General features: G+C 74.6%; 10 protein-coding genes. 5 read left to right on the forward strand and 5 right to left on the reverse strand.

The genetic code is table 11. From position 1 onward, the window contains the following. The first annotated feature begins 162 nt into the window (after positions 1-162). Positions 163-1,032 (forward strand): GNAT family N-acetyltransferase, encoded by an 870-nt coding sequence (locus tag ABZ444_RS45890; RefSeq protein WP_358010568.1) that lies wholly within the window; start codon positions 163-165, stop codon positions 1,030-1,032. 17 nt (positions 1,033-1,049) lie between these two features. Here the strand turns inward: ABZ444_RS45890 and ABZ444_RS45895 are convergent, their stop codons facing one another. Next, positions 1,050-2,162: an ABC transporter substrate-binding protein gene (locus ABZ444_RS45895; RefSeq protein WP_358010569.1), complete on the reverse strand. Its 1,113-nt coding sequence runs from the start codon at positions 2,160-2,162 to the stop codon at positions 1,050-1,052. Between the two features lie 212 nt (positions 2,163-2,374). Between ABZ444_RS45895 and ABZ444_RS45900 the strand changes: the two genes are divergently transcribed. Then, positions 2,375-3,820 carry a multicopper oxidase family protein gene (locus ABZ444_RS45900; protein WP_358010570.1) on the forward strand — a complete coding sequence of 482 codons (1,446 nt, stop codon included), beginning with the start codon at positions 2,375-2,377 and terminating at the stop codon, positions 3,818-3,820. On the opposite strand, the gene ABZ444_RS45905 is transcribed toward ABZ444_RS45900, so the two are convergent. Next, on the reverse strand, positions 3,807-4,568 hold the full coding sequence (locus ABZ444_RS45905; protein ID WP_358010572.1) for a hypothetical protein: 762 nt from the start codon (positions 4,566-4,568) through the stop codon (positions 3,807-3,809). The two genes, ABZ444_RS45900 and ABZ444_RS45905, sit on opposite strands and share 14 nt — an antisense overlap. 93 nt (positions 4,569-4,661) lie before the next feature. Further along, a complete protein-coding gene (locus ABZ444_RS45910) occupies positions 4,662-4,883 on the reverse strand; it encodes a DUF3072 domain-containing protein (protein WP_357977893.1) in 222 nt (73 codons plus the stop codon). 169 nt (positions 4,884-5,052) lie between these two features. Here ABZ444_RS45910 and ABZ444_RS45915 point away from each other — a divergent pair, with 169 nt between their 5' ends. Next, positions 5,053-6,009, forward strand: a complete 957-nt coding sequence (locus tag ABZ444_RS45915; protein WP_358010573.1) for a helix-turn-helix domain-containing protein — start codon at positions 5,053-5,055, stop codon at positions 6,007-6,009. Between the two features lie 29 nt (positions 6,010-6,038). On the opposite strand, the gene ABZ444_RS45920 is transcribed toward ABZ444_RS45915, so the two are convergent. Further along, positions 6,039-6,728, reverse strand: a complete 690-nt coding sequence (locus ABZ444_RS45920; RefSeq protein ID WP_358010574.1) for an NUDIX domain-containing protein — start codon at positions 6,726-6,728, stop codon at positions 6,039-6,041. A 669-nt stretch (positions 6,729-7,397) separates the two neighbouring features. Here ABZ444_RS45920 and ABZ444_RS45925 point away from each other — a divergent pair. After that, on the forward strand, positions 7,398-7,529 hold the full coding sequence (locus ABZ444_RS45925; RefSeq protein WP_358010575.1) for a hypothetical protein: 132 nt from the start codon (positions 7,398-7,400) through the stop codon (positions 7,527-7,529). Between the two features lie 76 nt (positions 7,530-7,605). Then, a complete protein-coding gene (locus ABZ444_RS45930) occupies positions 7,606-8,577 on the forward strand; it encodes a helix-turn-helix domain-containing protein (protein WP_358010577.1) in 972 nt (323 codons plus the stop codon). Positions 8,578-8,581: 4 nt separating this feature from the next. Here the strand turns inward: ABZ444_RS45930 and ABZ444_RS45935 are convergent, their stop codons facing one another. Beyond that, complete coding sequence (locus tag ABZ444_RS45935; protein ID WP_358010578.1) at positions 8,582-12,067, reverse strand: S8 family serine peptidase; 3,486 nt, start codon at positions 12,065-12,067, stop codon at positions 8,582-8,584. Positions 12,068-12,078: the final 11 nt, after the last annotated feature.

Below are 12,078 nucleotides of genomic sequence, written 5' to 3' on the forward strand. Positions count from 1 at the left end.
GCGGGCGCTGCCCCCGGCCAACCCCCCCCCCCCACCCGCGCTGGGCGGCCCCCGCGCCGCCTGGCCGCCCCCCGCGTCGCACTCCTGCGGATCCCCTGGCCGCCCTCCTCGCCCGTGGAAATCCGGGTGCGGGCGGCGGGCAGGATGGTGTGTGATCGGGCGATGACGATCGAGATGGGCAGGCCGGGGATCGACGGGCTCGGCGACGTGGTGCGGCTGCTGGGGGAGTGGCAGCACGACGGAGAGCCCGTGCAACTGCATCCGGGTGACGTGGGATGGTTCTGGCGGTTCGGCCCGCGGCGCACGGCGGAGGCCACCCTGACCTGGAGCCGGGCCGGGCAGATCGTCGCGGCCGGGCTGCTGGACGGCGCCGACCTGCTGCGGCTGGCGTTCGCGCCGGGGGCGTCGCAGGACGAGGAACTGGCCCGCCGGGTGGCCGGCGACGTGTCGGTCCCCGGACGCGGCGTGCTGCCCGAGGGGCGGGTGTACGTCGAGTCGCCGCCGGGCGCGCTGGTCCGGGACGTGTTGCTGAAGGACGGCTGGGCGGCCGACGACCCGTGGACGGTGCTCGGGCGCGACCTCGGCGCACCCGTCCCGGACCCCGGCGTGCACGTCGAGCCGGTCGGGCCGGGGCAGGCGCACGAGTGGGCCGCGGTCCTGCGGGCGTCGTTCGACGGCTCGACCTTCACCGAGGAGCGCTGGCACGCGATGGCGGCGGGCGTCCCGTACACCGGCGCGCGGTGCCTGCTCGCCCGCGACGACCAGGGCGAGGCCGTGGCGGCCGTGGCGGTGTGGTCGGCCGGTGAGGGCAGGCCGGGGCTGATCGAGCCGATGGGGGTGCACCCGGCCCACCGGGGGCGCGGGCACGGCCGGGCGATCACGGTCGCCGCGGCGCGCGCGCTGCGCGAGGCGGGCTCGTCCAGTGTGCTCGTGTGCTGCCCGAGCTCCAACGCCGGTGCCGTCGCCACCTACCGGTCGGCCGGCCTCGAGCGGCTGGCGGAGCGACTCGACGTGTCCCGCCACCCTTCCTGAGGCGCGCCGGGTGGCGGTCAGGCGGTGTGCAGGGTGCGGAAGCGTTCCGGGTCCGCCGGGTCGCGGTCGGCGACCTGGATCGGGGGCCAGGCCCACTGCCAGACGCTGATGCCCGGCGTACGGGAGAACCGGATCGGCCCCCGGGTGCCCTCGACCGCGACGTGCGGCCAGGATCCGGCGACGGCCGCCCGGTCCGCCCCGTGCGAACGCAGCGCCTCGGCCAGTACGGTGATCGTGTCGTAGCCCTCGAAGGCGACGAACGACGGCGTTCCGGCCAGCCGCTCGCGAAGGGCCGTCCCGGCCCGTACGCCGAGGGGGCTCAGGCTTTCGGGCAGGTAGCGCAGGAACGGGATCGCGGCGCCGTCGTCGCCCAGCGACTCGGCCCACCCCGGGAACTCCGGCTGCCCGGCCGGCGCGCCGATCAGGGTCCCGGCCAGCCGCGGGTCGCGGCGCACGGCCCTGACGATCGGCACCGCCGGCTCCGGGTGGCCGACCAGGAGCAGGAGGGCCGTCGCGCCGTCGCGGGCGAGTTCGTCGCACACGGCCGCGGGGGTGCGGGCGGTCATGTCGAGTTCGGTGACCGTGCCGCCGCGGGCGGCGAGGTGGTCGCGCAGGATGCCGAGCCCCGACGCCCAGTAGACGCTCGGCTGCGTCGCCACCGCGACACGGTCGTGGCCCGCGCCGAGGAGGAAGTCCGCGTAGATCCGCCAGCCGCGCGACTGCGCCGGGGCCAGGCGCGCGACCCACTTCGCGGGCTCTTCGGTGAGCGCGTCGAGGACCGCCGAGGAGCAGAGGAACGGCAGGCCGACGGCGTCGGCGCGGGCGGCGGCGGCGCGGGCGACCACGCTGTGGTACTCGCCGGCCAGCGCGGCCACCCCGAGCCGGGCCAGCTCGTCCACGGCCGCCTCCGCCTTCCGCGGGTCGGCCGCGGTGTCCCGGACCACCAGCTCCAGCGGCCGTCCGCCGATGCCGCCGGCGTCGTTGACGTCCCGCACCGCCAGCTCCAGGCCGGCCAGCAGGTGGCGGCCCGCCTCGACCCAGCCGGGCGGGGTGAGCGGGACGAGCGCGCCGATCCGGACGGACGGCCCGCCGGCCCGCTCGGCGCCCGGCTGGGATGACGGCGTGCTCATGCGCATGATCTCCCTCAGGTGATGATCTGTCGGCCCAGTATGCCGGGATCGCGGCGTCGCGTCGGCGCCGGGTCCGGGCGCGGATCGTCCCCGGGCCGGAGTACGGCGATCTTGAACCGCCCGACGCGCGTGGCGTCGTCGTTCCGCGGTGACTCTCCGTTATTTTGCGAGTTGGATGAGGGGGATCCGTAGTGACTGATTCGCGTGGGACCGTGTCCCGCAGGTTGTTCGTCAGCGGTATGTTCGCCGCCCTGGGCACCGTTCCGGCGGCCGCCGCCGGAGCGTCCGCCGGGCCGTCCGCCCGGCCGCCGGAGGGAGGGGCCGTCCGGGCGTCGGGCAGGAGGGTGTTGCGGGCCGCGCCCGCCACCGTGTCCCTCGGCGGCCGGACCGTGTCCACCTGGGCCTACGACGGCCTGCTGCCCGGCCCGACCATCCGGGCCACGGCCGGCGGCACCGTACGGACCAGGCTCGTCAACGACCTGCCCGCGCCGACCACCGTGCACTGGCACGGCATCAGGATCGCCGCCGACATGGACGGCGCGCCCGGCCTCTCGCAGCGGCCGACCCAGCCCGGCGGGACGTTCGACTACGTGTTCACCGTCCCCGACCCCGGCACCTACTTCTACCACTCCCACGTGGGCATGCAGAGCGACCGCGGCCTGTACGGCCCGCTGATCGTGGAGGACCCGGCGGAGCCGCTCGGGTACGACCAGGAGTTCACGGTCGTCCTCGACGACTGGCAGGACGGCGTCAACGGCACGGCCGACGACACGCTGCGCGCGCTGAACACCACCCCGCACGACGACACCCTGAGCAGCCACGTCCTCGGCGGCACGTCCGGCCACGTGCGCTACCCGTACTACCTGGTCAACGGCCGCACCGCCGACGAGCCCGCCACCTTCACGAGCCGTCCCCGCGTGCGCGCCAGGTTCCGGGTGATCAACGCGGCCGCCGACACCGCCTTCCGGGTGGCGCTCGGCGGCCACCGCCTGACCATCACCCACACCGACGGTTTCCCGGTCAAGCCGGTCACCGTGGACACGGTCGTGGTCGGCATGGGGGAGCGCTACGACTTCGTCGTCACGCTCGACGCGGGGGCGTTCCCGCTGATGGCGATGGCGGAGGGCAAGGCCGGGCGGGCGTTCGCGGTGGTGCGCACCACGCCGGGTGCCCGCACGCCGTCACCGGACGGCGCCGTGCCGGAGCTCCAGCGGCGGCAGCTCGTCTACGACGACCTCCAGGCGCGCCGCCGCGACCAGCTGCGCCCGCCGTCCAGGACCGTCACCGTCACGCTGGGCTGGCGCCAGGGCACCGCCGGCAGCGAGTGGCCGCTCAACGGCCACCTCGCCGACGACCCGCTGCGCCTGCGGGTCGAGCGGGGCGAGACGATCCGGATCGTCATGCACAACGACACGCACATGTGGCACCCGATGCACCTGCACGGCCACACCTTCCAGGTCCGGACGACCGAGCGCGGCGGGCCGCGGAAGGACACCGTGAACGTCATGCCGTACAAGCGGATCAGCATCGACGTGCACGCCGACAACCCCGGCGAGTGGATGTTCCACTGCCACAACCTCTACCACCAGGAGCAGGGCATGATGGGGCTGCTCGGCTACGGCAAGCCCCCGAAGCGGCGGCACGTCATGAGCCACTGACCGGCGCCCGCGCGGTCGTGTGCAGGTAACCGGCGACGGCGGCGAGCAGCGACGTCCCCCAGAGCAGGAAGACGGGGTAGGTCCCGGCGAAGCCCCAGCTCCCGTCGAGGACCTCGGTACCGCCGCCGGGCGCGCACGTGCGGGTGACGCCGAACGCGAGGCAGCTCGTCATCATCGCGCCGTACTGGCCGACCAGCATGCCGACCACGGCCGCCGGGACCACCGCGAGCGCGCGCGGCACCCGCCGTCCCCCTGCCAGGGGCACCCAGCGCGGGACGACCTGTCCCCATCGGGCGGTCAGTCCCAGGGTGAGCAGGCCCCCGGCCACCGGGCCGGCGACGAGCAGCACCCAGAACACCGCCGAGCCGCCCAGCTCGGCCAGGCCCGCGCGGGAGCCCTCCGCCACGCCCAGCGGCAGGCCCAGCCCCCACAGCAAGTGCGGCACCGAGAAGCCCAGCACCGGCAGGACGGCCGCCGTCCAGGTCGCCGTCCTTGCCCAGAGGGCGGGCCGGACCGTCCCGTCGGCCCGCCGCCGGTGCGGCCGCGCGGCGGTACGCGTCCCGAAGCGGACGGCCGTCAGCGCCAGCAGCAGCCCCAGCGCGGCGAGCAGCGACTGCCGGGCCAGCGCGGGGTCGTCGAGCTTGCCGAACGCCAGCCGCATGACCAGGTTCCCGGGCGCCACCAGCACGAGGGCGGCCGCCGCCGCCCAGCCTGCGGCCAGCAGCGCGGGTCGTGTGAGTGATCTCATGGCCGCCCACGGTAGGCCGCGCGGCCCGCCCGTGATCTCCCTCCCGAGGGGGAGACGCCTCCCCTGCGCGGGGCAGCGCCGGGGTGCGCCGGATCAGCCGGTGCCCTCCGGCGGAGTGCCGGACGCGCGCAGGCGCTCGCTGTTCTCCTGCAGCTCGTCGATCAACCGGGACGCCTCGGCCTTGCTCAGCCCGCCGGGCACCTCCCTGCCCACCTCCCTGGCCAGGGTGTGCAGGTAGGACTCCTGCGGGCCGGTCATGGGCTCGTCGCCGGTCGTCCAGTCGTCGGGATCCTTCTCCACCGGTCCGTGACTCATGCTGACTCTCCTCGAACGCACGTTCTCCTGGGTCAGCACGCCATGCCCGCAGGAGCGCGCCGCAAACGCGAGGACACCGGTGGTCCGGCGGGCCAATCGCCGGTGCGGGCCATCGACTGGCCGCGGCGGAAACGCCCTGGTACGGGAAGTTCCTGCCATACTGGCGGGCGTGATACGCAGGGTCGCGGCCGTGGTCGGAGACATGGTCGCCGCGTTCGAGCTCGGGATCGTCTGCCAGGTGTTCGGGCTGGACCGCACCGACGACGGGCTGCCCGTCCACGACTTCGCGGTCTGCGCGGCGGAGCCCGGCGCCATCCCCACGACCTCGGGGTTCGCCGTCCACGTCGAGCACGGGCTCGACCGGCTCGCCGACGCGGACCTGGTGGCCGTACCGGCCTGGCCGCGGCTCGACGCGCCCGTCCCCGCCCCGCTGCTGGCGGCGCTGCGGGACGCGGTCGGCCGCGGCGCCAGGGTGCTGACCGTCTGCACGGGCGCGTTCCTGCCGGCCGCCGCCGGGCTGCTCGACGGCAGGCGCGCCACCACCCACTGGCAGTTCGCCGACCTGCTCGCCCGCCGTCATCCCGAGATCACCGTCGAGCCCGGCATCCTGTACGTCGAGGACGGCCCCGTGCTCAGCAGCGCCGGAGCCGCGGCCGGGATCGACGCCTGCCTGCACCTCATCCGGCTGGAGTACGGCGCCGCCACGGCCAACGCCCTGGCCCGGCGCCTGGTCGTACCGGCCCATCGAGCCGGCGGGCAGGCCCAGTACGTCGAGGCGCCCATGCCGCCGCAGCGCACCCCGTACGAGCTGGCGGAGCTGCTCGACTGGATCCTCGCGCACCTCGACCGGCCGCTGACGGTGGAGGCGCTCGCGGCGCGCGCGGCCATGTCGCCGCGCACGTTCGCCCGGCGCTTCAAGACCCTGACGGGCACCACCCCGCACCGCTGGCTGCTCGAACGAAGGCTTCAGCTCGCCGAGGAGCTGCTGGAGACCACCGATCTGAGCGTGGACGCCGTGGCCGTCCGGGCCGGGTTCGGCGGCGCCGACACCCTGCGCCACCACTTCGCCGCCCGCCGCGGCGTCGCCCCCGCCGCCTACCGCCGCGCCTTCCGCCGCCTTCCGTGACGTCGGGCCGCGCAGCTCGGCGACGGCCCCTACGGCCGCGTCACGGGCCGGTCCGGCGTACGGGCGGGGGAGAAGGGGCCGCTCAGCGCCGCCCACTGCAGCAGCATGATCGTTTTGGCGTCGGCGATCTCCCCGCGCCCGATCAGATCGAGGGCATGGTCGAAGCCGAGCTCCACGACCTCGATGTCCTCGCCTTCCGCCGCGACGCCGCCGCCCGCGGAGGTGCGGGTCGCGGCGCTGTACGGTGCGGCGAAGAAGTGCAGGCGTTCGGTCACCGACCCCGGGCTCATGTAGACGGAGAAGACCCGCTCGACCTCGCCGACGGTGTGGCCGGTCTCCTCGGTGGCCTCGCGCCGGATCGCCTCCTCCGGCGCCTCGTCGTCCAGCAGCCCGGCCGCGGTCTCCAGGAGCATCCCGTCGGGGTGCCCGTTGACGTAGGCCGGGTAGCGGAACTGCCGGGTCAGCAGGACGGTGCGGCGGTCGGGGTCGTACAGCAGCACGGTGGCGCCGTTGCCGCGGTCGTAGGTCTCCCGCTGCTGGGTGCTCCAGCGGCCGTCGGCGTGCCGGTAGTCGAAGGTGGTGGTGCGCAGCACGTACCAGTTGCAGGCCAGGAGCCGCACGTCGCGCACCCGCACCCGGGGGTTGCCGGTCAGGTCACGCCCCGCCTGGTCCAGGCCGGTACGGCCGCGCCCGTCGGGAACGTCGACGCCCGCGGTCACGACGACCGTCCACGCCCGGCGGACGGGCCCGCCTGGGGGATGTGGCAGCCGGGAGGGACTGGCCTCTCCGCCGCTCTGCCCGCGCGGACGGGAGCGGGCTGTCGTGCCGGTCGTGGCGTCATGTCGCCCTTTCGTGATGGATGCCGGATCCCGGTCACCGAGTATGGCAGGAATTTCCCGTATATGAGCAGTGCTGCCACTGCCGCACGATCCCGCTCCCGCGCAGACTCGGGACCATGACCGCAAGCACGTACCCCCGTCCTCCGCTCGTGCCGTCCTTCCCGCTGCCCGGCCCCGGGAAGGAGCGCCACGCCGTCGCCGTTCCGGCGCCCGGCCGCGGGCCGCAGCACTGGGCCGGCGCGCCGAGCGCCACGCTCGACGCCGACGGCACGTACGTCCTGGCCTACCGCGTACGCGACGGCGGCGAGGACCACAACGCGGTGGCCCGCTCCACGGACGGCGAGCTTTTCACCACGGTCGCGGTGCTGCCGCGCGGCCGGCCGTCCCGGCTCGTGGGACGCCCGCGGCGCCCGGCTGACCAGCGTCCTGCCCGACGGCCGGGCCTGCTACGACGGGCGGGCCTCGGCGGCGGAGAACTGGCGCGAACGCACCGGCCTGGCCGCACCGGCCGGCGCAACCGGGGCCGGCGGTGCGCCGCTGCTGGCGCCGGTGGACGGGCCGCCGGTGGCCGACGTCCGCTACCTCGACGTGCTCCCGCTGCCCGACGGCAGCCACCGGCTCTTCTACGAGGCCCGGCTCCCCGACGGCAGCCACGAACTGCGCACCGAACGGGTGACGTGACAGGCGCCGTCACCGGGCGGCCCGTCGGGCCGGCGGCCGCTCTCTACAATGGCGGGGTGAATCTGGATCGGGCCGTGTGCGGCACGTGCTGAGCGCGGCGGGGCTGGGCGCGGAGGAGGAGGCCGCCTACCGGCTGCTGGTCAGGACCACCGAGGTGGAGTCCGACGCCCTGGCCGAGGAGCTGGGCGTGGCGGCCGAGGTGGCGCGGCAGACGCTCGGCTCGCTGCTGGCCAAGGGCCTGGCGCGCGCCGTGCCGGGCGAGCCAGGCCGGTTCACGGCGGTCGCCCCCGACGTCGCGCTCGCGGCCCGGCTGCACCGGCGGCAGGCCGAGGTCGACCGCGCGCGGCATGTCATGGAGCAGCTCACGGGGGAGTACCTGGCGCACGCCCGGCGGCGCGAGGCCGCGCAGCTCATCGAGGTGATCACCAGCCGGGCGGCGCTGCGCGAGCAGCTCCGGCTGCTGCAGGACGGCGCCCGCCACGAGGTGCTCAGTCTCTGCCGGGCCGGGCACGTGGCGATGAGCTCGCAGGAGAACAGCGAGGAGCTCGCGGCGCTGCGGCGCGGCGTCGGCTACCGCGTCATCTACGAAGGGGCGTTGCTGGAGGAACCCGGCATGCTGGTCAACCTCGCCGACGGCATCACGCTGGGGGAGCAGGCCCGCGCGCTGCCCGTCCTGCCGGTACGGATGATCATCGCGGACGGCGAGCTCGGGGTGCTCCCGCTCATCCAGCACACCGACGGCCTGACCCAGCTCACCGCCGCGCTGATCCGGCCCAGCAGCCTGCTCGACGCCCTCAAGGCCCTGTTCGAGAGCCTGTGGGAACGGGCCACCCCGGTCAGCCTGACGAACCCGGGCAGCCCGCTCGACGCCGACCATCTCTACCTGCTGTCGCTGCTGGTCGCCGGCGTTCCGGACAAGTCGATCGCCACCCAGCTCAAGATCTCCCAGCGGACGGTGCAGCGCAGGATCGCCTACCTGATGGAGCGGGCGGGTGCGCAGACCCGGATGCAACTGGCCTGGCACGCCGCCCGCGAGAACTGGCTCTGACCGGTCAGTAGGCCCTGATCACCGTCTGCCGGACCGTGTTGCCGGCCGAGTCGGTGGCGGTGACCCGCAGCGACGGGTGCGGGCGCAGGACGATCGCGTCGTAGCGGCCGCCGCCGAGCGCGATCACCGGCTGCCGGCGCCACGTCGCGCCGTCGTCGTAGGACAGCTCCAGCTTCAGGTCCTTCGCGCGCGTCCCGGTCACGCCCTCCTGATGCCGTACGGCGAAGCCCACCAGACCGGGGCGCTCCGGGCGTACGTCGTAGTCGACCTGCAGCAGCGGCAGCACCCGGTCGCCCGGCTTGGAGCGGAACGTCCAGGCCGTCTCGGTCGCGGTGGCCGTGGTCCACTCCTCCGAGGTGCGCTTGGTGGACAGCTCCAGCCGGTAGGCGGCCTCCTGCGGCGCCGCGGGGAACGCGCCCCAGGCGGCGTCGCGCTCGGCCACCAGTGTGCCGTCGCGGAAGAACCGGGCCGAGGCGGTGTCGTTGTCGACGCCCGCGCGCGAGACGTGCCCGGAGGAGTCCACGAACTCGGGGACGCGGATCTCCATCGTGTCGCCCTCCCGGGTGGACGGCTTGAGCCAGCCGGGGATCGCCGGGCGGACCACCGGGGCGTGCCAGCTCTCGCTGATCCGCGTGCCGGGCCGGTAGGTGCGCGGCTGCTCGGTCATGCCGTCGAGCAGCCGGCCCATCTCGTCCCAGACGTACTGGTGGTTGACGAGGTGCTGCCAGTAGGAGCCGTTGGCGCTGACGTACTCGGTGCGGCGCAGCGGGGTCCTGACGATCCGCTGGGTCTCCATCTGCTGGCCCAGCGAGTACGACTGCCAGGGACGCCAGCCGAAGCGCTGCTCCTTGGCCCAGCCGAAGCCGCCGTTGTCGGCATAGGTCGTGGCGACCCGGGCGGTGTTGCCGTCGTTCACCTCATGCACGATCTTGTCCGGCACCCGGCCGTCGGAGACCTGCATGACGTCATAGAGGTAGGGCGAGTCCATCTGCCCCGTGACCTCCAGCTTGGCGTTGCCCTTCTTCATCCGCTCCAGCATCCGCTGCCCGTCGTCATTGGCGACCACCAGCGCCGGGATCGGCAGGTCCGCGCCGACCGGCTTCCAGCCGTGGCCGAACGCGTCGTCGGGGGACAGCACCAGGATCACGGCGACCGCGCCCGCCTTGATCGCGGCCCCGGACGGGTCGGACCAGTCGATGTCCTCGCTGCGGATGACCGCGGCCTTGCCCTTGGAGCCGGCCGCCCCGTCGGCGAGCCGCCACATGTGCCGCCCGTCCACGCCCGGCGACCGGCCCAGGAACCCCATCGGGTACGGCTCGCCCGAACCGGGCACGCGGGCGGTGAGCGTCGGCGCGACGAGCTGCCAGCGCGAGGCGAACTCGAACGAGCCGTCCCGCACGGGCTGGGTCGGTGAGACGTTGAGCCCCTCGATGACGTCGAAGTTCATGACGCCCTGGGAGATCTTGCGCGAGCCGAACGCACGATAGGTGAAGTAGGTGTAGATGCCCACCTGCTCGGCGGGTTCCCTGGTCCTGATGGTCACCGGGGTGGTCCTGCGGAAGTCGAGCACCACGTCCAGGTCGCGGTCGACCTTGAGCTCGGGGATGACGACCATGCCGTCACGCGGGTGCGTCCGGCCCCAGCCGCTGCCCAGGTTGAGCGACTGCGTCATGTAGGTGCCCTCGGACACCTCCACGGTCAGCCCTTCCTGGGGCAGCCAGGTGAACAGGTCGTCCTGCTGCGACGCGCCGAACATCGACAGCGTGTCGGCGCCGGTCTGCTCACCCGCGGCGTCGATGGCGGTGAAGCGGACCTTGTGCTGCGGCCCCTTCCAGGTCAGCGCCAGCGTGGTGTGCACCTGCTCCGCGCCCGCCGTGGCGGTGACCAGCCCGCCGTACCGGCCGAAGGTGAGCTCGGCCAGGTCCACCGTGACCTTGACGTCGGCGGTGCCGCCCGCCGGGACCGTCACGGTCCTGGCGCTGAGCTCGGCCTTGTCGAGGGTGGCGGCCAGCTCCAGCGTGACGGGGGCGGCCGTGCCGTTGGCGTAGGTGATGGTGCCCCCGGCCGTGGCCGGGCCCTGGTCCTGCTGGTGCTTGCCGAGGTCGACCACGCCGGTCGCGGTCACGCCCTGGCGCACCGCGCGGGCCACGTCCAGGCGGCCGGCGCCGGCGTCGTCGATCTGCTGGCCGGCGATGGGCTTGGCGGAGCCGACCAGCGCGTCCTTGATCTGCCCGGCCGTCCAGCCGGGGTGGCGCTGCTTGACGATCGCGGCGGCCCCCGCCACGTGCGGCGTGGCCATCGAGGTGCCGGACGCGGCCGTGTAACGCTCGTCCACCGGCTCGCCCATGCTGGTGCCCGCCGCGCGGGCCGCGACGATGGCCACGCCGGGGGCGGTGAGGTCGGGCTTGGGTGCGTCGTCCAGGCGCGGGCCGCGGCTGGAGAACTCGGCCAGCACGTCCTTGCCGTCGACCGCGCCGACGGTCAGCGCCGAGGTCGCCGCGCCGGGCGTGCCGATCGAGTAGGCCGCGCCGTCGTTGCCCGCCGCGACCACGAACAGGGCGCCGGTGCGCTCGGTGAGGGTGTTCACGGCCTCGCTGAGCGGGTCGGTGCCGTCGGTCGCGCTGCCGCCGAGGCTCATGTTGATCACCGACGCGCCTTCGGCGGCGGCCCACTCCATGCCCTCGATGACGCCGGACAGGGTGCCCGAGCCGTCGTCGCCGAGCACCTTGCCGACCATCAGCTCGGCGCCGGGGGCGACGCCCTTCCTGCCGTCGCCGCCGGCGATGGTGGCGGCGACGTGGGTGCCGTGCCCGTTGCCGTCCTGGACGCTCGGCTCGCCGGTGAACACCTTGCTCTGCTTGACGCGTCCGGCCAGGTCGGGGTGGGTGGCGTCGACACCGGTGTCCAGCACGGCGACCTTGACGCCCTTGCCGTCGAACCCGGCCTGCCACGCCTCCGGCGCGCCCACCTGCGGCACGCTGTGGTCGAGGGTGGCCTTGACCTTGGCGTCCAGCCAGATCTTCGACACGCCCTGCGACAGCGTGGCCCGCTGCCCGTCGAGCGACTTCCACAACCCGCCGATCGTGCGTTTGTCGGCGGCGACCACCCGGCCGTTGACGCTCTCCAGCTCGGGCGCGGACGCGCTCTTCGGCGCGGCGCCGTCGTAGAGGAACAGCAGCGGCAGCTTGTCCGTCTTCGCGTCGTCGTACCCCTGGGCGATCAGCCGGCTGACCGAGAACAGGGCCGGGTCCAGCCGCTTGGCCGCCAGGAAGGGCACGACGTCCTTGGGCAGGACCCGCAGCTCGCCGTTCTCCTCGGTGGTGGTGAACGCCATCCGCTCACGGCCCGGCCCCGGCTTCACCTCCACCGCGTGCCTGCCCGGCTCGGCCTGCCTGACGGTCACCACGTCCCCGGTGATCAGCGTGACGCGGTGGACGCTCCCGCCGGCCGGCTCGGCCGCGGCCGAGGCCGCCGATAACGGGGAGCTCAACAGGGCGGCGG

Source organism: Nonomuraea sp. NPDC005730 (assembly GCF_040630865.1).
GTDB lineage: Bacteria > Actinomycetota > Actinomycetes > Streptosporangiales > Streptosporangiaceae > Nonomuraea.